Raw genomic sequence first — 24027 nt, 5'->3', positions numbered from 1 at the left:
GGGGAATATTGTTTTGTAAGCGTCAACATAATTTCGCAATATTAACAAAGGGGGGACATGATGATTGTCATCAGTGCTTGTCTGGCGGGTTTGGCCACGCGCTTTGACGGGAAGGACAATTACATCGATGAATTGGCCGAATTGCTGCGGGCGGGAAAGGCGGTCTTGGTGTGTCCGGAACAATTGGGCGGACTTCCTACCCCTCGTCATCCCGCAGAAATTGTAGGCGGCAACGGAGCCGACGTCCTGGACGGACGCGCGAAGGTGATCAATTCGTTGGGAGAAGATGTTACTCGACAATTTATCAGGGGAGCCGAACAGACCTTGAAAACCGCTCAAGCCGTAGGCGCCGCATATGCGATCTTAAAGGAATCCAGCCCTTCCTGCGGCAGTACGTTGATCTACAACGGCTCATTCTCCAAGCAAAAACAGCCGGGCTTCGGAGTCACGGCGGCTCTCCTTCGCCGTCACGGCATTAAGGTCTATTCGGAAAATAATTTTCATGAACTGAACAGCTTGTTTAAATCCACGGGAGCGGATGAATCGTAACCTTCACGCGGTCCGGCTTGTGTGCCATCAGCAAGTCATACATCCGTCTGCGGCCGATTGGATTGGCAGTATGCAGAATAATATGGTTTGGATATTTGCTGTGCCTCACCATGAACCGCACCACCTCAATTCCTTTCGGCATCCCGCGGCCCAGATCGTAATCCAGCGATAAAATTTGAATGGAATGCTTTCTTAATGCCTCAATCGCTTGCTTTGTCGTCTTGACCCCAACATAGCCTTCCGGCTGCGGCCGGGTGTCATCGAGAAAGACATTCATGACGGGCTTCTCCTTTCAGATCAAACATTCGTTATGTCAGAATATGTTCGATTCAGTCGCGAAGAAACCGCGTTTATCTTGAAAATTCATTTCCTCTAAAAATCAATTCATTGTAATTCTTCGAGGACGCATCGCGCTCCATTTTCATTATCCGCTGGTGACATGAAAATGACATTGGACGTCTATCATGGATATTCGCTTGTCTAACCACAGCGATTTGATTGACTAACGCCCTCTTCTGCCTCTCGCGCCAAGATTTCCGTTTCTTGCACCAGCCCTGCCGCTGCTGCCGCTGTTTTTGTTGCCTTTACATGTGATAGATCTATTTTTGCCGCCTCTGCCTTGCTTGCTGTTTTCATTACGGCGCGAGCTCCTTTCATCACCCTTCCGCTGCTGCCGCGAATCCGCACGCTGTCCGGTACGAGCTTGCGCTCTTCGACCGCGCCCATCCTTCTTCACGTCCGTCTTGCCGGCACGCTTCGGTCCATCTGCATCCGGCTCTCTCCAGCCGCTTGGCGCCAATCCGGGCAGGTCAGCGCTTCGCCGCTCCAGAGCGGTTCCGATCCCCTGCTCAATCCGCTGAAGATAGCTGCGGTCCTTCGGTGCAACAAAGGTGACAGCCGTACCCTTTTTCCCCGCTCTTCCCGTTCGGCCGGTCCGGTGAATGTAACTCTCAGCGTCAAGCGGGATATCGTAATTATACACATGCGTGATGCCTTCGACATCGAGGCCGCGCGCAGCCACATCGGTAGCGACAAGAATTTGTAGATCCGCCGAGCGGAACCGTTTCATCACCAATTCGCGTTTGGCCTGGGAGAGATCTCCATGCAGCTCATCCACGTTCATCCCATGGGCAAGCAGCGCTTCCGTCAGCTTTTTGGCGCGAATTTTGGTGCGGCAGAAAACCACGGCGAGAAAGGGCCGATCCTGCTCGATCCTGTGAATCAGCGCTTGCTGCTTGGCTCGATCGGTGGTTTCGATCACAAACTGCTTGATCCCTTCCAAGGTGATTTGGCTGCCCTGAATGCGGATATCCGCCGGCTCACCCAAGTATTGCTTGGCCAATCGCCGAACGGAGTCCGGGAGGGTCGCTGAGAACAGCATCGTTTGCCGGCTGGCCGGAGTTTGCCGGAGAATCTCCTCCACCTCGGGGAGAAAACCCATATCCAGCATTTGATCGGCCTCATCAATGACAAGCCGGGCGACCCTTGACAGCTGTATCGTGTCTCTTCTTAAATGATCGAGCAATCTGCCCGGAGTGGCGACCACAATATGGGTCGCTCCTTTTAATTTGCGGATTTGGCCTTCCACATCCTGTCCCCCGTAGACGGCCAGCACCGTTGAACCGACGGCCGGAGCCAATTTCTTGATTTCCTCAGTTATCTGAATGGCCAACTCCCGTGTCGGGGTGATAATGAGCGCCTGAACGGCCTGCTCCCGAGCATCGATGTTTTGCAGAATCGGCAGCACAAAAGCCGCCGTTTTGCCTGTACCCGTCTGGGACTGCACAAATACATCCCGTCCGGACAACAGATAAGGAATAGATTTGGCCTGAACCGGGGTAGGCAAGGTTACTCCGTGTTTACGCAGAGCATCGGTCAATTCCGGCCGGATGCCTAAAGCATGAAATGCATCGTTCATCAAGTCCCCGCCTTTTCTAATCGCAATATTCACTCAGACATCCCATGCCATTTTCATGGCAAATGAATTTTCGTGATAGTATAACAGTTTTCCTAGAATAAATCCATCCTATCCAACTGCGAAATGTGCTATGCTTAATGACATCAAAGTATAGGACAGGAGTATCGAACACTCATGAATATCATCGCTGCAGACAACCTATCCAAGAGCTTTGGCATGAAACGATTGCTGGACGGCATCTCCTTTTACATGGATCAGGGAGACCGCGTCGGTCTGATCGGCATCAACGGTACGGGCAAATCGACATTTCTCAAGCTGATTGCCGGCGTCGAGCAGCCGGACGCGGGAAGCGTGAGCTCAGCCAACGGCTTAACCATACAGTACTTGCCCCAAAATCCTCCCTATGATCCTGATGCAACTGTGCTCCAGCAAATCTTTAAAGGCCAATCACCGATCATGCAGCTGCTGCTCGAATACGAAACCGCGATGCAAATGATGCATGACGGGATAAAGGAGAACAATCCGCAGCAGCGGCTCATCGAATTGAGCGCCCGGATGGACGCCGCCAACGCGTGGCAGCTGGAAGCCGAGGCTAAGAAAATCCTTTCAAAACTCGGGATTGAGGAATACGGCATGAGGATGGAACAGCTTTCCGGGGGACAACGCAAGCGGGTGCTGCTGGCAAGCGTATTCATCAACCCGGCGGATCTGCTGATTCTGGACGAACCGACCAACCATCTCGATACCCAAGCTGTAGATTGGATCGAACAGCATTTAAAAAGAAGCGGCACCTCGCTGCTCATGATTACGCATGACCGCTATTTCCTGGACCGCGCCGCCAACCGGATTATTGAGCTCGACCAAGGAAAGCTCTACAGCTATGGCGGGAACTACAGCCATTTCCTGGAAAAGAAGGCGGAAAGGCTTGAGCAGGAGAAAGCCTCGGAGCTTAAACGGCAAAATCTGCTTAGGCGCGAGCTGGAGTGGATCCGCCGCGGGGCCAAGGCTCGGACGACCAAACAAAAAGCGCGCATTGACCGATTCGAGCAGCTCCAGCAGTCCAAGCCGGATTCCTTCGACAATGAGCTTGATATGGCGTTGGCCGGCAGCAGGCTGGGCAAGAAGGTCATTCAGCTGCAGGACGTCTGCAAAACGTTTGCAGATCGGAGCCTGATCAAGGATTTCAGCCGCATTGTGCAGAAGAACGACCGCATCGGCATCATCGGCCCGAACGGCAGCGGCAAATCGACGCTGTTGAAGCTGATTGCCGGACAATTGTCTCCTGATGATGGCGTGATCGAGACAGGTCCCACCGTCAAAATCGGATTTTTCTCTCAGGAAAGCGATGAGTTGAACCCTTCGCTCAGGGTCATTGAATATATCAAGGAAGCGGCTGAAAACATTAGAACGGCAGACGGAGCCTTGATCAGCGCTTCGCAAATGCTCGAAAAGTTCATGTTCCCTCCGGATTCGCAGTGGTCGGTCATCCACAAATTGTCCGGCGGTGAAAAACGCCGCTTGTTTTTGCTCAGGATCCTGATGAGTTCGCCCAATGTCCTTCTGCTCGATGAACCGACGAACGATTTGGATATTCAGACATTAACGATCCTCGAGGAATACATCGACGAATTTCCAGGCGCGGTGATCGCCGTATCCCACGACAGATATTTTTTGGACCGTATTGCGGAAACGATTTTATCGTTCGAAGGCGGCGGCATAATTCAGCATCATACCGGAAACTATACGGATTACCGGAATTTTCGCACGCAGACGGAAATGAATTCCGAGCAAGCCGATGGAGAAGCCAAGCAGAAGGAAAAGGCCAAAGATTCCGCTCCGGAAAACCATAGAATCCGACAGCTGAAATTTTCATTTCAAGAGCAGCGGGATTACGAGCAAATCGATCAATGGATTGCCGATGCGGAAAAAGAGCTCGAGGAAACGTCGCATGCGATCGATGCTGCGGGAAGCGATTTCGAACGTCTTCAGGAATTGGCGAAAACCCAGCAAAGCTTGGAGCAGCGGCTGGAGGAGCTGATTGAACGCTGGACCTATTTGAATGAGCTGGCGGAGGAAATCGAACGGCAAAAAAGAGCAGGTAAACATCACGAAGAATTTAACCTGAAACAGAATTCACCTCTGCCGGGCAGAGGTGAATTCTGTTTTATAATAGATTTCTAAGCCGATTATTCCGCTATTCCGTCAGCCTCGTCTGGAAGGCGAGGAGCTATCCGAAGCTTTCCTCATGCTCTCCTTTGTTCCGCACCTTCCAGATATTCATCGAACGTGCAGAGTCTGTCCGTAAACACGTCCGGAGTGATTTCAACGATCCGATTGGCAACCGTCTGCACGAATTGGTGGTCATGCGAAGTGAACAGGATGGTGCCGTCAAACTGCATCAAACCGTTATTCAATGCCGTGATCGACTCGAGATCCAAATGGTTGGTCGGTTCATCCAGGATTAGCACATTCGGAGCGGTCAGCATCATTTTGGCCAGCATGCAGCGAACCCGCTCACCTCCCGACAACACATTCGCTTTCTTCAAAGCTTCTTCGCCGGAGAACAGCATTCTTCCCAAGAATCCGCGGATAAAGGATTCGTCCTGATCCTTGGAATATTGGCGAAGCCAATCGATCAAATTCAAATCACTTTGAAAGTAGCTTGAATTATCCTTGGGAAAATAGGCTTGTGTTGTCGTGACTCCCCAGGAGAAGCTCCCTTCATCCGCTTTCTCCTCGCCCATCAGAATCTGAAACAGCGTCGTCGCCGCGATTCCGTACGGTCCGACAAAAGCGATTTTATCTCCCTTGTTGACGGTCAATGTGAAACGGTTCAGAATCGTTTCATCTTCCGACTTTTTGCTCAATTGCAGGATGGACAAGATCTGCTTGCCGGCCTCTCGTTCCGACTTAAAATGAATGAACGGATATTTGCGGTTGGACGGTCGGATATCTTCCAGGGTCAGCTTCTCCAGCAGCTTTTTACGGGAAGTCGCCTGCTTGGATTTGGAGGCGTTCGCGCTGAATCTGCGAATGAATTCTTCCAATTCCTTGCGCTTTTCTTCGACTCGCTTATTCGATTCTCTTTGCAGCGTCAAGGCCAACTGGCTGGATTCATACCAGAAGTCATAGTTGCCGACATACAACTGGATTTTGCCGAAGTCGATATCGGCGATATGCGTACATACCTGATTTAAAAAGTGGCGGTCATGGGAAACGACGATGACGGTCCCCTCAAATTTGGAAAGAAAATTTTCCAGCCAGCTGATCGACGCCAAATCCAGATGGTTTGTGGGTTCGTCCAACAGCAGAATGTTCGGATTGCCGAACAGCGCTTGGGCCAGCAGGACACGAACCTTATCGGTTCCCGGAAGCTCGCTCATTTTCAATTCATGAAGCGGTTTGCCGATCCCGAGTCCGATCAATAAACTGGAAGCCTCGGATTCCGCTTCCCAGCCGTTCAATTCCGCAAACTCGCCTTCCAATTCGGCGGCACGCATTCCGTCCTCATCGGAGAAATCCGGTTTGGCGTAAATCTGTTCTTTTTCTTTCATGATCGAATAGAGCTTTTCATGCCCCATGATCACTGTTTCCAGCACGGGATATTCATCGTATTCAAAATGGTTCTGTTTTAAAACAGCCAGTCTTTCACCTGGGGTGATATGCACATGTCCGGCGGTTGGCTCGATTTCCCCGGATAGTATTTTAAGAAAGGTTGACTTCCCGGCGCCGTTCGCCCCGATCAAACCATAGCAATTTCCCTCGGTGAATTTAATATTGACATCCTCAAAAAGCGCCCTGCTTCCGTAACGCAATGTCACACGTTCTGTACTTATCATTAGTTCGATTACCGCCTTTATCATATACTGGCCATACGAGTTTTATCTTATCAGACCGTCCGCAAATATCAAGTAAAAAGCAAAGGAAACGTGCCATTCTGACAAAAAAACGATCAAATAGTGATAACCTGAAGCAAATGCAAATCGTTACTTTCTTCCCTCATCGCTTCCCCAGAGCCATTCCAAGCACTCGGTTTGCGAGCGGTGGGCACGAAAAGCCAGCATTTTCCGAGAAAGACTGCCGCTGATATCGATACGCGTCACCTGCTCGCTTGCGATTCCGTCCGATGCATATGATGTTTTCATCTGTTGGCCAAACGAGATGAAATAGAGATACCATGGGGAACGGCTCATATTCGCCTGCAGCGAATGCTCAATAAAGAAATGAAAAGCGGCGGTCGCCGCTTTTCCTATGGCACAATGATCGGGATGCCTCCCATTGTTCGCGAAACGTCAGCATCACGTCAGGCTCGACCTGTTGAATGAGTTCAGCGATCCGCTGCTGCAAGCTCTGCGGATCGATAAATTCAAGCGTTTTATCCCGATGATCCAAAAAATGAGATTCCACGGATTCCAATGATTCTGCAGGCTTCCCGCAGCTCCGCTTGCCTGACAGACTCGAAATAAAGGGAGGATTGCCCATCCTTCGACCTTGCCCCACATTCCCTATCGTGGTCCGATTATTTAGCTTCCAGCGCTAGATTGCCTCAATAATCAACAACAAATCACCGGCTTGTATCGCATCGTTGTCTTTTGTAAAGATTTCTTTTATGATCCCGTCGTAAGGGGACTGAATGGTCATTTCCATTTTCATCGCTTCGGTCACCATCAGCGGGGTTCCTTTTTTCACCTCATCGCCCGCTTTGACCATTACCTTCAGCACCTTGCCCGGCATGGATGCGCCGAGATGAGACGGGTTTTCCGGATCCGCCTTTCTTCGCTGCTCCACCAGCACTTTAGCGGAAACATCCCGTACGGTGACTTCGCGTGGCTGTCCGTTCAGCTCAAAATAGATCGTTCTCATGCCGTCGGGCTGCACTTCTCCCACCGATACGAGCTTGATAATGAGCGTCTTGCCCTTTTCGATTTCCACCAGCACTTCCTGCCCGAGGTCCAGCCCATGGAAGAATGTCGGCGTATCCAGTACGGATAGATCGCTGAATTCCTCCACGCGTTTCTTCATGTTCCGAAACACCTCAGGGTACATGATGTACGACATGACTTCAAGATCATTGACGGGATATTCGAATTCCTCATCCAGCTTCACACGAATCGCATCAAAATCGGCGGGCGCAAGGAATTCACCGGGACGTCTCGTGAAGAATTCGCGGCCCTTCAGGATAATGTCGCGCAGGCGTTCCGGAAAGCCTCCCGGGGGCTGCCCCAAATAGCCCTGGAACATCTGAACGACCGATTCCGGAAAGGACAGGCTGTCCCCTCTTTCGTATACATCCTGCTCGGTCAAATTGTTCTGGACCATGAACAAGGCCATATCGCCGACCACCTTGGAGGAGGGAGTTACCTTCACGATGTCTCCGAACATCCGGTTGACGGTTGAATACATTTCTTTGACCTCTTCCCAGCGACTTTCCAGTCCAACCGATTTAGCCTGCTGCTGCAGGTTGCTGTACTGACCGCCCGGCATTTCATGGCGGTAGATTTCCGCATTGGTGGATCGCAAACCCGATTCAAACGGCGCATAGTAACGGCGGACATCCTCCCAATAATCGGACAGCTTCTGGAATGGGAGCGGATCCAGCTCCGTATCGCGCTCCTGCCGCTGGAGAGCGTAGATCAATGCGTTCAAGCTCGGCTGTGAGGTCATGCCGGACATCGAGCTCAGCGCCGCATCCACGATATCGACGCCCGCCTCAACCGCTTTAAGGAGCAGCGCCCCTCCATTGCCGCTTGTATCATGCGTATGCAAATGAATCGGAATGCCTATCTCCGCTTTCAATGCCTTGACCAATTCATATCCCGCATACGGCTTCAGCAGATTGGACATATCCTTGATCGCAAGAATATGCGCGCCTGCCTGTTCCAGCTGCTTGGCCAGCTTCACATAATATTGCAGGGAATACTTATCTCTCAACGGATCCAGAATATCACCGGTGTAGCAAATCGCCGCTTCCGCAATTTTTCCGGTTTCCCGAACCGCCTCGATCGCCAGGAACATGCCGTCAGGATTGTTCAGACTGTCGAAAATGCGGAACACGTCAATTCCCGTTTCGGCTGAGTGGCGGATGAATTCCTTGATCACATTGTCCGGGTAATTGGCATAGCCGACTGCATTCGAGCCGCGGAACAGCATCTGGAACAGCACATTCGGAATTTTCTCACGGAGTGCAGACAGCCTCTGCCAGGGATCTTCATTCATGAAGCGCATTGACGTATCGAAGGTAGCGCCTCCCCACATTTCGAGAGAAAACAATCCGGAGGCTAATTTGCCGGTTTGCTCGGCAATCTGCAGCATGTCATACGACCGCAGTCTCGTAGCCAAAAGCGACTGGTGGGCATCGCGGAAGGTCGTATCCGTGATCAGCAGCTTCTTCTGATCGCGAATCCATTGAACCAATCCTTCAGGTCCATGAGCATCCAAAATCTGTTTCGTACCCGGAGGATGGGGAACCGATGCAGAAACCTGAGGTATCCTCGGCTCCGGTAACTCTGGACGGCTGTCCAGCTTTGGAATGCCCGGATGGCCGTTGACAACCGTTTGCGCGATATAGGACAAGATTTTCGTACCCCGGTCCCTTCGCTGCGGAAACTCAAACAGTTCGGGGTGAGTATCGATAAAGGAAGTGTCGTATTCGCCATTCAAGAACTTTTCATGCTGGACTACATTTTCTAGAAAAGGGATGTTCGTTTTGACCCCGCGAATCCGGAATTCCTTCAAAGCCCTCGACATTTTGGTAGAGGCTTTGGCAAACGTGTGGGCATGTGTGCATACCTTGACGAGCAGAGAGTCGTAATGCGGGGTAATGTTGGCCCCGGAATAGGCGTTTCCTGCATCCAGGCGGACGCCGAATCCTCCTGCAGAACGATAATGGGTGATTTTCCCGGTCTCGGGAAGGAAATCGTTCTCCGGATCCTCCGTGGTCACCCGGCATTGGATGGCAAATCCCGAAGTGCGGATTTCCTGCTGCGCGGGAATATCCACTTCCGGATCCGTCAAAGCATAGCCTTCGGCAATTCGAATCTGTGACTGCACAATGTCGATTCCCGTAATAAGCTCTGTAATCGTATGCTCGACTTGAATGCGGGGATTGACCTCGATAAAATAGTAGCTGTTGTCCGGAGTTACCAGAAACTCCACCGTTCCCGCATTAAAATATCCGACGGATTGGGTCAACTGCAGGGCGGACATACAGATGGCATTGCGAAGCTCTTCATCCAGTGTCAAGCTGGGTGCAATCTCCACCACTTTCTGATGGCGGCGCTGAATCGAGCAGTCCCGCTCAAACAAATGAACGGCATTGCCGTAACGGTCGCCCAGAACCTGTACCTCAATATGCTTGGGCTTTTCCAAATATTTTTCCAAATACACGGCACCGTTCCCGAAAGCCGACTTGGCTTCCGATCGCGCCCGTTCCAAAGCGCTCTGCAGCTCCTCCGCCTTGCGGACGATCCGCATCCCCCTGCCTCCGCCGCCGGCGGCAGCTTTTATAATAATCGGGTACCCGTGGTTTTTGGCGAAAATCATCGCTTCCTCCAGCGAGCTTACCGGCTCGGGCGTTCCCGGAATGACGGGAATTCCGGCGGCAACTGCAGCCTGGCGGGCAGACACCTTGTCTCCGAACATCCGGATTTGTTCCCAAGCGGGACCGATAAAGACGATCCCCTCTTCTTCGCAGCGCTTCGCAAACTCGTCGTTTTCCGCTAGAAAGCCGTATCCCGGATGAATCGCATCCACTTCATACCGCTTCGCCAGTTCAAGTATCCCTTCGATATCCAAATACGCTTCAATCGGTCCTTTGCCCTTACCAACCAAATAGGACTCATCCGCTTTAAAGCGGTGGAGTGCTGTGCTGTCCTGTTCCGAATAGATCGCCACCGTGCGGATATTCAATTCGTTACAGGCACGAAAAATGCGAGTGGCAATTTCGCCGCGGTTGGCAACAAGTATTCTGTTAAATGGCTTGATCTTATTCGACAATGCTTTCCCTCCACTTAGCGACTATTATTATTTTTATCTAAATTGGCTTCCCTTATCTTAACATTTTCGCTGCGCTTCTAGCGAGTATTTTCTGCAAAAAAAACAAGATTGATTTTCTGGCTTTACAGCAGCATTTCCAATAAAAGTATGTAAGCAATCGATACTAATAAAAAAACAATACCGAACATATAATTCCATACAAATCCGTTGCGCAACATAGACAATCCGTTCAAATTGCTCATGATCATCAGTGGCACCGTAACCGGAGACAGCATCAAGGATATCGTGGTGCCGATCAGCAAGGACGGCATGAATAATTCCGGGGATTTGCCGATCGGAATCGTGCTGATGATATTGGCGATGATAACGAGCAGCGGAATTGGCGGAAAGCCGATTGCGCCGATGAAAATAACCATTAGAACCAAAAAGATATAGACGTTTAAATGGTACGTGCCGACAAAGGAAAGAAACAGCTCGAACCACCGTTTGGCCAAACCCGAATCTTCCAGCGCAGTGATAAAAACGCCCATTACAAACAGCAGAGTCAACTCTTTATATTTGCCGGACAATTGATTGCGAACAAAGCTCATCAGATTCCGAATGAAAAACGGAATATCGGAGAAGACGCCAAAATACAAAACGACGGTAAACAGCACGACAATCGGTACAGCGGTTAGAATCGGAAAGGCGAAGACTTCCACGAAGATCACTATAAGCAGAATCAACAATGCAAACAGGACGACGAGCTCCGCAGCTCTCTTCCGGTGTTCGCGCAAAGGCAACCGCTGGCTGTCATCCTTTTCATCCGGTTGGATTTGCTGATTGGCTTCGTCGCGATTTTTAAAATAATAAATCAATACGCTGATCACGATCCCGATCAAAGCGAGGCCTATTCCAAGCATGATCATCTCAACGAAATTCACACCGAGATTTTGGCTGGCATAGGCAAATCCCGGTGAAAAGACGGACCACAGCATCATTAAGGTATATCCCCTAATAATGGCGGTACTCTGAAATTCTTTGGGTGCGTGAAGTCCTTTCTGTTCAGTTCCGCTGTTAATGAGCTGATACACGGTGATGATTCCGCTTTGAACCATGAGTGAGCATATCAAATGAGACAAGATGGTAATCCCGAAAAAATATTTCCATTTTTTTGTAATCCATTTTTCTGTGAGGATCAGCAAGCTGGCGAAATGCTTGCGATAAGCAAAAACAAACCCGATTACCGGTGATACGACAATGATGGGTATGATTGATTCCAATTGTCTCAAGCCGTCCCACAGGATCGTCGGGCTTGAGTTGAAGTAGGAAACCGAAAACGATAAAAAAAGGATGACCAGCATGAACAGCAGCGACTTTCCCGGTAACCGGGGCAGGCATATTAATAGGAACAGCAGCGCCAGGAAAGACATGAAACCGTTCAAAGCCGGAAGCTTGACAAAGTAATTCACATAGTATGCGGCAACAAACAAGAGGATCAAATAAGCAGAAAATCGATTAATCTTTGCTCGCATGGCTCTGCATGTTCACTCCGAAGCATGAGGGTCCGCAAGCAGTTCCGGAGCACTTGGTTTGGCAGGTTTTTTGAATTGAGCAGGTTGCGCATTGTCCTTGACGGCTTTTTTTCACAAACCGATACAAGGTCCATCCTGCATAACCGAATATAAGCAGAGCCATCAGGCCGTTGATGAACATTTGCAGTCCCCCGTCCTTAGTGGAATCCCAACAAACGTCCCCCCTGGTAGATCAGCAAGGAGACCGCATAAGCTGCAGCTAAAGAATATATGATGGAAAACGCCGCCCATCGGCGCGAACCGCTTTCTTTGCTGATCACGGCGACAGTCGATAAGCATGGAATATACAGCAATGTGAAAACCAAAAAGCTGTATGCTTGAAGCGGGCTGAAAAATTCCGTAATCAAGCCTCGTAAAGAGTTCGTATCCGGGACAAAATAAATAATATTCATGGTTGAAACTACCGCTTCCTTGGCTAGAAAGCCCGAAACAAACGCGGAGCCGGCCTGCCAGGTGCCAAATCCGAGCGGCGTCAGAAGCGGTGCGAGAATACCGCCGAACAGCGCGAGGAAGCTTTCATCAATGCCGACATTGAAGCCCCCGGGACCGGTATTGGCCAGCAGCCAAATAATGACCGAACCGCCGAAAATCAAAGTTCCCGCTTTTTTCACAAACCCTTTCCCTTTATCCCAGGTGCTTCTAAGCAATATGGAAAGCTGAGGCAGCCGGTAGGGCGGCAGTTCGACAAGAAACATGGAACTTTCGTTTTTCAGCATGGTCGTGGAAAGAATCTTCGCAACAATAAAGGCAACAAGGATGCCCAGCATATAAAGCGAAAAAACAATCAGCCCCTGATGCTCGGCGAAAAATGCCGCAACAAACAAGCTGTAAATGGAAAGGCGGGCTGAACACGACATCAGCGGAGTCAGCAAAATGGTCAGCAAGCGTTCTTTGTGCTGCTCGATCGTCCTTGCCGCCATGACTCCCGGAACATTGCAGCCAAAACCGATAATCATCGGAATAAAGGCTTTTCCGTTCAGACCGACGGCTTGCATCGCCCGATCCATGACCACCGCCACACGGGCCATATAACCCGAATCCTCAATAAATGAAATGAAAAAAAACAGGATCATGATTTGCGGAACAAAAACAACAATACCGCCGACTCCGGCTACGATCCCATTCAGAATCAAATCCTTGACGAAAGCCCCTGCTCCCATGGCGTTAAGCAGCTTTTCAAGCACCGCCGTCAATCGACCGGAAAAAAAAGCGTCCAGCACATCTACCGCTGGGGATCCAAGCCAATCAAACGTGAATTTGAAAATCAAAAACATAACCAGCAAAAAAACCGGAATGCCCAAAAAACGATTGGTCACGACGGCATCGATCGAATCTGTAAGCAATCTTCCCGCTTTTTTTTCGATAACAACAGCTTGTTCGATCATCCGTTGAATATGCGCCTGACGAACGTCATGAATGTACCGGGACAATGATTTCGCCGGATTGGCGGCGAAAATGTTCTGCTCCGTGTCTTGAATCAATCGCCGCAAAAAGTCGTGTTCTACATATTTTTCCAATAACTTAACAACGGATGAATTTCCTTCGAAGAAACGCAAAGCCAGCCATCTCGGATTCAGACGCCCGATCGCCGGCAATCGTGAAATTAGCTGCCGAATCGCTTCTTCCAGTTCAACTCCATAGTCAATAACAAGAGAAGGATGCCGGGAACGGTCTTCCCTCGCGACCCATCCCCCTAATTCATCACAGCCTTCCCCTTTGCGCGCCACGATCGGAAAAACAGGCACGCCGAGTTGAGCAGAGAGAGCTTTCTCATCGATATGAAAGCCGCGGCTTCGGGCGACATCCGTCATATTCAAAGCCAGCACAACCGGTTGGCCGTATTCCAAAAGCTGTATCGTCAAGTGCAAATTTCTGGCCAGCTTGGAAGCATCGACAATATTCAGGATTGATGTAAAGGATTCCTCCAGCAAAAAATTAACGGGAACGCTTTCATCAAGAGACAAAGGATTCAAGCTGTAAATTCCCGGAAGATCGATCAATGTTCCCTTCCGGCTTCGCAAGGTTCCGACTTTTTTTTCGACGGTAACACCGCTCCAGTTTCCGACATACTCGTAAGAGCCCGTTAATTTATTAAACAACGAGGTTTTTCCCGTGTTCGGATTTCCGAATAGCGCTACTTGAATCATAATGGTTCAACCTCGATTCCTGCCGCATCTTTACGACGAATTCCGATCTTCTGTTCCTCTGCCCACAAAATGAGCGGTCCCCCGAACAGCATGCCGGTTTGACAACGAATTTTCATCCCTTCATGCACTCCCAAATCGTGCAAGCGCTTGCGAGTCAAATGATTTACTCCGGATAGATCGATAATGCGCAGTTCATCACCAGTTGTGCAATTTGAAAGCAGCATGAACCATGACCTCCGGATAATTGATAATCAATATCATCCATTATAGGAGGAGCGGCACCCATTTGTAAATATGAAACTTCAGGGTTTTTCAGTTTGTTCATAAAACAGCTCGAAGGAGCAATCAAATCTCCGCGGGAAGGATGACATCGACAGTGGTGCCGTGGCCGTTTCGGCTGGTAATGTGAATGCTCCCGTGATGCTCTTTGATAATTTTGCTGCAGACCATCAGTCCCAACCCCATTCCCTTGTCTTTCGTGCTGTAGAAAGGCTCTCCGATTCTGATCAATTGATCCTCAGGGATCCCGCAGCCGCTGTCTGTGAATTTGACCATTACATGTCCGGCGTCATGCCGCTTCAAAAGCACCGAGATGTGTCCGCCATTGGTTATTGATTCGATTGCATTCTTCAAAATATTGATAAACACCTGTTTGAGTTGATTTTCCTCGCACTTCACCATCGGAAGCATGCTATCGAACTGCGTAACAATCTGAACGTTTTTCATGATGCTTTGGGTTTCCATCAATGTAACCACACTTTCCAGCACAAGGCGGAGATCTCTGATCTTAAATTGAACCGCCTGCGGTTTGGCAAGCACCAGCAATTCGCTGATAATGAAGTTCAGCCTGTCCAATTCGGACAGAACGACATCAACATACTCACGGCTTCTCTCCGGCTGTGACCGGAGCAACTGGATGAAGCCGCGGACGGCGGTTAACGGATTTCGGATTTCATGAGCCAATCCAGCCGCCATTTGTCCGATCGCGGTCAATCTGTCCGATTTCTTGAGAAGTTCCTCGGTTTTTTTGCGTTCTGTGATATCCTTGATTACGATAATATAATTCAATATTTTCTCTGCGTTGTCCCTAACCGGACTGACGGTAACTTCAGTTAAATAGAGCTCTCCGTTTTTGCGCTTGCTGCTGACTTCGCCTTGCCATCCCCCTTCCGCCAACAGAGCGGATGGCATATGCTGATAGTCTTCCTCGTTTTCCTTCATAAATTCAAAAGTACTCGGTATTGTCCCTAAAAGATCGTTTTCCTGGTAACCGGAAATGGCTGTAAACGCCGGATTTACGGACAATACATAGCCTTCGGGATCGGTAACGATCACACCTTCAGAAATATTCTCAAATACCTTCGAGGCCAAACGCTGTCTTTCCTCCGCACATTTCAAGTCGCTGATATCCCGTGCGATGGTTGAATAGTATTCCACGACATCACTCGAAGATTTATGGGCGATAATCACTTGGGAAACGGGGATTTCCCGCTTTCTGCGGTACTGCAGAGCGGTTTCGCCAACCCATGCGCCGCATTGTTCTGCCTTTGGAATCCCTTCATTGATCAGGAGATTTCGGGCCCATTCCGAATGCGTGTTCAGAATGGTAAGACTTGAAATATCTTCAACTTCATGAAGGCCCAACATTCCTCTGGCCGACTTGTTGTAGTACAGCACCTTTCCTTCGGCATCAAACGTGGCCACGAAATCAGTGGTAGCTTCAACGATGGCGGTTAATCTTTTATAGTTGTCTTCCGTTTGTTTGCGTTCCGTAATATCATGAGCAACTCCTAACAAATGAAGGCACGTTCCGTCCGAATCAAATATAGGGGTCAGCGTTGTTTCCACAATCAGCTTTTTTTTCGGCAGTTTTACGAACTCTTCGTACTTGATCGGGCTTTTGGTGCGGATCGCTTCTTTATATTTTTGAACAGCAAACTCGCATTCCTTTTCCGGAAGAATCTCTGAAATTTCCTTTCCAATCAGTTGGTCTTTGTGGATTCCCGTCGCATCCATATAGGACTGATTCACCATAACGCACACAAACCGATCCGGTTCGGTCACTTCCATCAGAAAGATCAAATCGGAAACTGTATTAAAGATCAAGGAGAGATAGTTATCAACCGAATTAAACATGTAAAACCCCTATTCATCCATAATCGAGCTGCTGATAACAACATTATATCCTATTGCTGTTAATATGTAAGCATGTTCGAAATAAATCGACAACTTCAAAAAAATACCTCGGCAGTATCTTCAGCTGCCAAGGATTGAAACTTGCTCAACCTTTCCATCCTGCACTGTCATATCCAGGGGGAAAAAACGTATGGCCACCCCCATAGATACCCCGGGTATCCAAAGCCGCCATATCCGAAAAACGGATAAAACCCATAAGGGTAACCGAAACCGAAGCCGCCGTATCCGAAGCCGGGGTGAAACCAAAAGGGATAACGAACATGGGATTCCCTGGAGTTGTCAGGATGAAAGCCTTGGTCCATCATATCATATGCTCTTCCAGGGATTCCTGGAAAGCCCCCTGCTCCTTCGCTGCCCGGTGCGCCCCCGGCAAATCCCCCTGCTGCTCCTCCCCCGCCCGCTGCGCCTCCGGCAAAGCCCCCTGCTGCTCCTCCGCCTGATCCCCAAGGAAAGGCGCTTGTTCCTCCGCCGTCCAATCCCCAAGGGAAGCCGGAATAGACGCCTGTAAGAGCGCCAGCTCCTCCATTCACAACCCCACCCGTGAACCAGCCCGGGAAACAGCCCAACATTCCTGTCGCTGCTCCGGGAAAGCCCGTGACCCCAGGATCCCCCGTACTCATATAAACTCCTGGCAGCCCCGGGAAGCCCGGATAGCCCGCGATCCCAGGCACACCTTCGCTTCCTGATGGTATTCCGTATCCGTATCCTCCCGGCATGCCTACCGGCGGTCTTTCTGAAATTCCTTCAGTGGCTACATAGCCTTGATCCAAATATCCTGACCATGTTCCATATGGGGAAATCCGAAAATCCGATTCTAGAACAAATTGTTGAAGCTGTTCCGTTTCATTCTTTACTGACTGCTCATCGTTTAACAAAATAGGCTCACCCTCCATCTGTTCTTCAAAAAGAGATTAGGCTACGGTTTATGCTATGAAGATATCAGCCTATGCGGAACCAGACAAACGCCCATTTATACTGGAAAACGGTCTGCTTCTGCTCGTTCTGAAAACGAAAAAAACCGCACTTTGACGGTTTTTTCGTTTTCTTCGTTCGAATCAGAACTTCCGATCGAGGAAGGACCTTTTATTATGTTACCTGAGGCAAACGTTCAAGGCTTTGCTTCAAAGCGTCTTCATCATACTGGATATCCTGCAGATTTCCGGAAAGATACGATTCATATGCAGACATATCAAAATGGCCGTGGCCGGAAAGATTAAACAGAATAACCCGTTTCTCTCCCGACTCCTTTGCCCGCAAGGCCTCATTGATGGCAGAGCTGACGGCATGCGCCGATTCCGGTGCCGGAATAATGCCTTCCGTCTGGGCAAACTGCAAAGCGGCCTTGAACACATCCGTCTGCCCGCAGGCTTCCGCTTCGATCAAACCGTCATGATAAAGCTGGCTGACCAGCGGGGAATCCCCGTGGTATCGCAGTCCTCCGGCATGAATGCCCGGGGGCATGAAATCGTGTCCCAGCGTGTACATCATCATGATCGGAGTCAATTGGGCGACATCTCCGAAGTCATAAGCAAATTTTCCGCGCGTGAGTGTCGGACAGGCTTCCGGTTCCACTGCAACAAGACGGGTCTTTTTGCCTGCGGTCAAATTCTGGTGTAGGAACGGGAACGCTAAACCGGCAAAGTTTGAGCCGCCGCCGCAGCTGCCGAAAATGACGTCCGGATACTCGCCGACTTTTTCCATTTGCAGCAGGGCTTCCTGCCCGATTACGGTCTGATGCAAAATAACGTGATTGAGAACGCTTCCCAAAGCGTAATTGGTATCCCCCCGTTTGGCGGCATCCTCAACCGCTTCGCTGATCGCGACACCGAGCGATCCGGGCGAATCCGGATTCTGGGCCAGCACCGCGCGGCCCGATTCCGTACGGTCCGACGGGCTGGGTATGACCTCCGCACCGAACGAATTCATTAAAATCCGGCGATACGGCTTTTGGTTATAGCTGACTTTAACCATATACACCGCACATTCCAGATCAAAAAATTTGCAGGCCATGCTGAGGGAGGATCCCCATTGACCCGCTCCGGTTTCCGTCGCCAGACGCTTGATGCCTTCTTTTTTGTTGTAATACGCTTGCGGAATCGCAGTGTTCAACTTGTGGCTTCCGGCAGGGCTCACGCCCTCGTACTTGTAATAAATGTGCGCCGGCGTTCCCAATGCCTTCTCCAGTTGGTAAGCTCGAAACATCGGAGTCGGCCGCCAAATTTTATACAATTCGCGGACTTCATCGGGAATTTCTACCCACCGGTCGCCGCTCATTTCCTGGGCGATCAAGGCTTGTGGAAAAATCGCCGAAAAGTCCTCCGGACCCGCCGGTTTTCCGGTGCCCGGATTAATCGGAGGCTTCAGCGGATTAGGCATATCCTTCATGACATTGTACCAATGCGTGGGAATCTCTTTTTCCGACAGGAGAATTTTCTTTTCACTCAACTTTGCTCAGCTCCTTAATTTAAGGAATAAGGGTGATGGGTTCTCTTTAGTAATTTTCGCCACAAAACTATAATTTCCTTCAGTCCGCGGATTATGGTTACATGAAAAACCACCTGCACGTAATTTGAGAGCAAGCGGCTCCTGAGTTTCTGAGCCCATTATCGAATCCGTGTCAATTACTTATTCAGCACCCTATGTGAAGCCACATATGCGCGGACTGATACCGAATGATGCAAACAGCACCTTCCTGTTGCCGATTTGGAACTAGACTTCATATTGCTTGGTGCGGGAAACATTGAAAAGATAGTAGGTTGAGGATCGGGGCTTTAACGTAACCGGGATACCAGTTTACGGGAAAGCGCCAGATTATCGAGCGGACAGGTAGTGTAGATGTAAGACGGCATCAGTGCGGTGAGAAAAACCGTCCGGACACCGGACGGCTTTGTGATCTGATATGAGCTTACTTCGCTGCTTGTCCAAGATACGCCTCTTTGATCCGTGAATCGTTGAGCAGATCTTTGGAAGAGCCGTGATGCGTAATTTTTCCCGTTTCCAGGACATAACCGTAATGGGCCACCTTCAACGCTTGACGAACATTCTGTTCGACAAGCAGGACCGTTGTTCCCGACTCGTTGATTTCCTTAATAATCCTGAAAATATCCGCAACGACCAGCGGCGCAAGCCCCATCGACGGTTCATCTAACAGCAATAATTTGGGCCGCGACATGATGGCCCTGGCGATCGCCAGCATCTGCTGCTGTCCGCCTGATAAAGTGCCTCCCAATTGCTTCTTTCGTTCCTCTAATATCGGAAACCTGTGAAACACTTTCTCCAGATCAGCGGCAATTTCCCGGTCATTCCGCTGATACGCGCCCATTTCCAGATTGTCCATGACCGTCATTCCGGAAAGGATCGCCCTGCCCTCTGGCACGAGTGAGATGCCTCTGCGCAGCATTTGATCCGGAGTCAGTCCCTGAACCTGCTCACCCTGAAAGGTGATCGTCCCCGTTTTTGGCTTCAGCAAACCGATGATCGATTTCATCGTCGTGGTTTTCCCGGCTCCATTCGCTCCCAAGAGAGCCACGATGGTGCCTTCCTTGACTTCCATATCTATACCTTTTAATGCCTGAATTTGCCCATAGTAGGTAGTTAAGCCGGAAATCTTAAGCATTCTCTTCATCCTCCTCTTTACCGAGGTAGGCTTCAATAACAGCCGGATTGTTCTGTATTTCTTCCGGTGTTCCTTCGGCGATTTTCTCACCGAAATTCAAGACCACGATGCGGTCGCATACCTTCATGACCAACGGCATGTCATGCTCTATAAGCAGGACCGTAATGCCCATGCTCTGAATTTTCTTGATCAGATAATACAAATCGCTCGTTTCGCTTTCGTTCATTCCGGCAGCGGGTTCATCCAGAAGAAGCAGTTTCGGATCGCTGGCCAGCGCCCTGGCAATCTCCAAACGGCGCTGCTGGCCATAGGCCAAATTGGCCGCAAGAGTTTCTTCCATTCCCTTCAAGCCGACCAGTTCCAATAAACTGCGCGCTTTATTTTTCGCTGCGGTCTCTTCTTTTTGTTGCGCACGCGTACGAAATACGCTTTGCCAAACTCCGGATTTTTGGCGGCAATGAAGTCCGACCATAATATTCTCTTCGACCGTCATCTCACCGAATAGACGAATATTTTGAAACGTGCGGCCGATCCCTTTTTCCATGACCTGATAGGGCTTCAAGCCTGTAATTTTCTCATTGCCAAACAAAATTTCACCCGCTGTGGGCGAAAACATCGAAGTGATTACATTGAAGATCGTTGTCTTCCCGGCGCCGTTCGGCCCGATCAATCCCAGCACTTGTCCTTCGCTGATGAAGAAAGAAACGTTATTTAGTGCGGAAAGCCCGCCAAACATCTTTTGAATGTTCCTAAGTTCCAGAACCATAACGGCTTTCCTCCTTGCTCTTGCTTCTTCCCAAGCGATGGATCAACTGGGCATCAATCAGTCCCTGCGGACGGAAAGCCATCATCGCAATCAGAATCAATCCATAGATCATGTACCGGTATTCGCTCATAAAGCGAAGGAACTCCGGCATGGTCGTCAAGAAAGTCGCCCCGAACACAGGACCCCAGATGACATTGGAGCCGCCGAATACGGCAAAAATCAAGATTTCCACGGCACGGTGATACGAAAAATCGGCCGGACTGATATACGTTACCACATGAGCAAACAGCGTTCCGGCAAATCCGGAAATCATCGCCCCTTGCGCAAAGGCCAAAACTTTATAATACGTAATATTGATTCCCATGGCTTCCGCCGCTCTTTCATCCATTTTGATGGCTGCAAAGGCACGGCCGATGCGGGAATGATTCTGACGGACAAAAAACCAAATCAAAGCAATGTTGATCAGCAGCAAAATCAGAAAAACGGACAATTGGCCGAACTGGTTGTTCTGCATGCCCATCGCCGCCGGGTCAAATCCGATGCTTTTCAGACTCTGCAGCAGCATCACGCCAATCGGCGGAATTCCTGCGATGCCCACCGCACCTTTCGTAACGCTTTCCCAGTTGACGAACAAGACGCGGATGACTTCCCCGAAACCTAGGGTAACAATCGCTAGAAATACCCCGCTGAGACGAAGAGTGGGGATCCCAACCAAAATACCGGCAATGAAAGCAACCAAAGTCCCGGCAATAATCCCGACCACCAACGGAACATGAAACGTTGTTGTCAGAATCGCGGAGGTATATGCGCCGATACTCATAAAGCCTGCATTGCCAAGGGATACCTGACCGGTAGCCAGCGTAATATATATACTGATTCCAAGCATGATATTGATCAGAATGAAGGATGCGACTTGGAGATAATACGGATTAAGAATTTCGTTTAGAATGTTCGTCACCGCCTCGCATCAGATACTTTGCTTCCGAACAGCCCTTGCGGTTTGACCAGAAGTATCAGTATGATGATGATAAATGCGATCGCATCCCGATAGCCGGATTCGCCGTATGCGACAATAAGCGTTTCGGAAAGCCCGAGTATCAAACCTCCGACCATTGCTCCCTTGATATTGCCCATTCCGCCGAGAATGATGATCGCCAGACCCTTCAAGCCGATTGCCAATCCCATTTGCGGATTGACCGAATTGAACGCCATTCCGACAAGAATCCCGGCAATCCCACCCATGGCGGAAGCAATGATAACCGTGAAGGTGATCATTTTTTTGGTGTTGACACCGAGCAGCGCGGCGGTCTCAATATTCTCTGCAGTCGCGCGCAGCGCTTTGCCGGCCTTCGTTTTGGACAGCCAGACCGACAGCAGGAGCATTAAGACAACGGATATCAGGAAAATGATGATCTGAACCATGTCGATGGAGACGTTCCCCAATTGAATTTTGACATTGGAGATGGAGGTCTGGAACGGATGATTGCCTGCCCCAAAAAGAAAATGAGCCAAATTTTCGAGAAAGATCGAAACCCCGATCGTGCTGATCAGCGGAGCAAGATGGGAAACCCCCTGCATTCTCCTCAAAGGCCTCAATGCAAATCTTTCCATGAAATAACCCAAAAGAGAAGTAATCAGGACAGCAGCAATAAAAGCCAGCCAAAGAGGTGCATGAAGTTCGCTTACCAGAACAACCCCGGTAAAAGCGCCGAACATGAAAATTTCCCCATGCGCCATATTCAGGATGCCCAACACGCCAAAAACAAGGGTATAACCCAGGGCAACGATGGCATAAATGCTGCCCAGGGTTATTCCATTAATAAGCTGTTCAACCAGCATGAAAGCAAGTCACCTTTCTATATATCTCTATATCTCTTTATGTCGTTTATACAAGCTTGCAGGATTATTCAAACAGCTGGAATTTGCCGTCCTTGATGACAAGTACGGTCGGATCCATGACGACATCGCCGTCTTTGTCAAATGAAATTTTGCCGAGCACGCCTTGGAAATCCTTCGTGGCGGCCAATGCGTCGCGAAGCTTGCTGCGGTCAGCCACGCCGGCTTTCATCAATGCATCTGCCATCAAATACAGACCGTCATATGCCTGAGCCGCAAACTGGTCCGGATCCTTGTGATATTTCGCATTGAAATCGGCAACAAATTTTTGTACTTTTTCATCCTGTCTGCCTGTAAACCAAGGCGTTGCAACCACCAGTCCTTCGGAAGCTTTTCCGGCGATTTCAATGACCTTCGGGGAGTTGAATCCGTTGCCGCCTACAAACGGAACGTCAAGACCTATTTTGCGCGCCTGATCCATGATGACGGCTCCTTCATTGTACAATGCGGAGCACAGTACAGCTTGCGGCTGAGCGCTTTTGATTTTGGTCAATTGTGCTTTATAGTCGGATTGGCCTTTTTGGAAGGTCTCCGTGTCGACAACCTCAAGCTTGAGATCTTCGGCAACCTTCTTCATGACGTCATAGCCGGATTTTGTGAAAACGTCATCATTTCCGTACATGATCGCCACTTTTTTAACGCTGAACTTGTCGACAACTTTCTTAACTGAAGCCGGAATGGCGAGCGATTCAGGAATGGAATCGCGGAAGACGAATTCCCCGATTTGCGGAATTCCGTTGGCCGTTGTGGAGGTTCCCAGAATCGGAACGCCGTTCATATTGGCCTGCGGGCCGACAGCATTCATTTCCGTGCTCAAGGTCGGTCCGATGATGGCAACTACGTTTTCAGAGTTCATAAGTTTTTGCGCAGCGGAAAGCGCTTGCTCTTGTTTGCCTGCGGAATCCTCGATCTTCAATTCGACTTTAAGCTTGTCCGCATAAGTTTTATTGATTTCTTCCAGAGCCAGATTCAAACCGTTTGTAATGGCTTCCCCATATGCGGCTCCGGGACCGGTCATATAAGAGATGACTCCGATTTTGGCATTGATGACTTTTCCGCTGTCACCAGCAGCCGGAGAAGGTGCGGATGAGGCCGGAGAGGAAGACTGCTCGGGTTTTGCGCTGCTTTCCGATTTTCCCGTGTTCTGACCACCGCAAGCCGTTAACAGGGCGATGGAGAAAATCAGCAGTGCGATAAAGCTGTGACGAAATAAACTTTTCATATGAACCCCCTATGTGTATATTATTTTTCCATACCATTATATTATCATATACGATAGGTTTCAATTATAATGTTGTGTAATATGTTTACAAATTCAAGACATCTACCGTACAAACAGATAGCTTGCTAGATTCAAAAAAGGACGCGGC

19 protein-coding genes are annotated in these 24027 nt (G+C 49.6%); 3 read left to right on the top strand and 16 right to left on the bottom strand.

Annotated elements, in window-relative coordinates; genetic code table 11:
- The first annotated feature begins 60 nt into the window (after positions 1–60).
- The gene (locus VF724_RS08575) at positions 61–549 is read left to right on the top strand and encodes a 2-thiouracil desulfurase family protein (RefSeq protein ID WP_371753820.1); all 489 of its coding nucleotides are present in this window, start codon (positions 61–63) and stop codon (positions 547–549) included.
- On the opposite strand, the gene VF724_RS08570 is transcribed toward VF724_RS08575, so the two are convergent.
- Together VF724_RS08570 and VF724_RS08565 are read right to left on the bottom strand one after the other, a co-directional pair.
- The gene (locus tag VF724_RS08570; protein ID WP_371753819.1) at positions 521–826 is read right to left on the bottom strand and encodes a cyclic-phosphate processing receiver domain-containing protein; all 306 of its coding nucleotides are present in this window, start codon (positions 824–826) and stop codon (positions 521–523) included. The genes VF724_RS08575 and VF724_RS08570 overlap by 29 nt on opposite strands.
- A 225-nt stretch (positions 827–1051) precedes the next feature.
- Positions 1052–2467 carry a DEAD/DEAH box helicase gene (locus tag VF724_RS08565; RefSeq protein WP_371753818.1) on the bottom strand — a complete coding sequence of 472 codons (1416 nt, stop codon included), beginning with the start codon at positions 2465–2467 and terminating at the stop codon, positions 1052–1054.
- A gap of 174 nt (positions 2468–2641) precedes the next feature.
- Between VF724_RS08565 and VF724_RS08560 the strand changes: the two genes are divergently transcribed.
- The gene (locus tag VF724_RS08560; RefSeq protein WP_371753817.1) at positions 2642–4648 is read left to right on the top strand and encodes an ABC-F family ATP-binding cassette domain-containing protein; all 2007 of its coding nucleotides are present in this window, start codon (positions 2642–2644) and stop codon (positions 4646–4648) included.
- 62 nt (positions 4649–4710) lie between these two features.
- On the opposite strand, the gene VF724_RS08555 is transcribed toward VF724_RS08560, so the two are convergent.
- Both VF724_RS08555 and VF724_RS08550 read right to left on the bottom strand, forming a co-directional pair.
- Positions 4711–6306, bottom strand: coding sequence for an ABC-F family ATP-binding cassette domain-containing protein (locus VF724_RS08555; protein ID WP_371753816.1), 1596 nt, complete (start codon positions 6304–6306; stop codon positions 4711–4713).
- Between the two features lie 147 nt (positions 6307–6453).
- Positions 6454–6660, bottom strand: coding sequence for a hypothetical protein (locus VF724_RS08550; RefSeq protein WP_371753815.1), 207 nt, complete (start codon positions 6658–6660; stop codon positions 6454–6456).
- 85 nt (positions 6661–6745) lie between these two features.
- Here VF724_RS08550 and VF724_RS08545 point away from each other — a divergent pair, with 85 nt between their 5' ends.
- Complete coding sequence (locus VF724_RS08545) at positions 6746–6886, top strand: hypothetical protein (RefSeq protein ID WP_371753814.1); 141 nt, start codon at positions 6746–6748, stop codon at positions 6884–6886.
- A 117-nt stretch (positions 6887–7003) separates the two neighbouring features.
- Here the strand turns inward: VF724_RS08545 and pyc are convergent, their stop codons facing one another.
- From pyc to VF724_RS08485, 12 genes are all read right to left on the bottom strand, one after another.
- Complete coding sequence (gene pyc, locus VF724_RS08540; protein WP_371753852.1) at positions 7004–10450, bottom strand: pyruvate carboxylase; 3447 nt, start codon at positions 10448–10450, stop codon at positions 7004–7006.
- A 134-nt stretch (positions 10451–10584) separates the two neighbouring features.
- Positions 10585–11976 (bottom strand): hypothetical protein, encoded by a 1392-nt coding sequence (locus tag VF724_RS08535; RefSeq protein WP_371753813.1) that lies wholly within the window; start codon positions 11974–11976, stop codon positions 10585–10587.
- Between the two features lie 197 nt (positions 11977–12173).
- The gene (feoB, locus tag VF724_RS08530; RefSeq protein ID WP_371753812.1) at positions 12174–14183 is read right to left on the bottom strand and encodes a ferrous iron transport protein B; all 2010 of its coding nucleotides are present in this window, start codon (positions 14181–14183) and stop codon (positions 12174–12176) included.
- On the bottom strand, positions 14180–14407 hold the full coding sequence (locus VF724_RS08525) for a FeoA family protein (protein ID WP_371753811.1): 228 nt from the start codon (positions 14405–14407) through the stop codon (positions 14180–14182). The genes feoB and VF724_RS08525 overlap by 4 nt, the downstream gene beginning before the upstream one ends.
- A gap of 121 nt (positions 14408–14528) precedes the next feature.
- Positions 14529–16319 (bottom strand): PAS domain-containing sensor histidine kinase, encoded by a 1791-nt coding sequence (locus tag VF724_RS08520; RefSeq protein WP_371753810.1) that lies wholly within the window; start codon positions 16317–16319, stop codon positions 14529–14531.
- 167 nt (positions 16320–16486) lie between these two features.
- Complete coding sequence (locus tag VF724_RS08515) at positions 16487–17254, bottom strand: hypothetical protein (protein ID WP_371753809.1); 768 nt, start codon at positions 17252–17254, stop codon at positions 16487–16489.
- 211 nt (positions 17255–17465) lie between these two features.
- Positions 17466–18824, bottom strand: coding sequence for a TrpB-like pyridoxal phosphate-dependent enzyme (locus VF724_RS08510; protein ID WP_371753808.1), 1359 nt, complete (start codon positions 18822–18824; stop codon positions 17466–17468).
- Between the two features lie 460 nt (positions 18825–19284).
- Positions 19285–19995, bottom strand: a complete 711-nt coding sequence (locus VF724_RS08505) for an ABC transporter ATP-binding protein (protein ID WP_371753807.1) — start codon at positions 19993–19995, stop codon at positions 19285–19287.
- Positions 19988–20761: an ABC transporter ATP-binding protein gene (locus tag VF724_RS08500; protein WP_371753806.1), complete on the bottom strand. Its 774-nt coding sequence runs from the start codon at positions 20759–20761 to the stop codon at positions 19988–19990. The genes VF724_RS08505 and VF724_RS08500 overlap by 8 nt, the downstream gene beginning before the upstream one ends.
- Positions 20745–21710, bottom strand: a complete 966-nt coding sequence (locus VF724_RS08495) for a branched-chain amino acid ABC transporter permease (protein WP_371753851.1) — start codon at positions 21708–21710, stop codon at positions 20745–20747. The genes VF724_RS08500 and VF724_RS08495 overlap by 17 nt, the downstream gene beginning before the upstream one ends.
- 5 nt (positions 21711–21715) lie before the next feature.
- Complete coding sequence (locus VF724_RS08490; RefSeq protein ID WP_371753805.1) at positions 21716–22600, bottom strand: branched-chain amino acid ABC transporter permease; 885 nt, start codon at positions 22598–22600, stop codon at positions 21716–21718.
- A gap of 64 nt (positions 22601–22664) precedes the next feature.
- On the bottom strand, positions 22665–23879 hold the full coding sequence (locus VF724_RS08485) for an ABC transporter substrate-binding protein (RefSeq protein WP_371753804.1): 1215 nt from the start codon (positions 23877–23879) through the stop codon (positions 22665–22667).
- Between the last annotated feature and the right edge of the window lie 148 nt (positions 23880–24027).

It is taken from the genome of Ferviditalea candida, assembly GCF_035282765.1.
In the GTDB taxonomy this organism is placed as follows: domain Bacteria; phylum Bacillota; class Bacilli; order Paenibacillales; family KCTC-25726; genus Ferviditalea; species Ferviditalea candida.
Note: the sequence above shows the minus strand (reverse complement) of the source record. Positions and strands in the feature narration are given on the sequence as shown.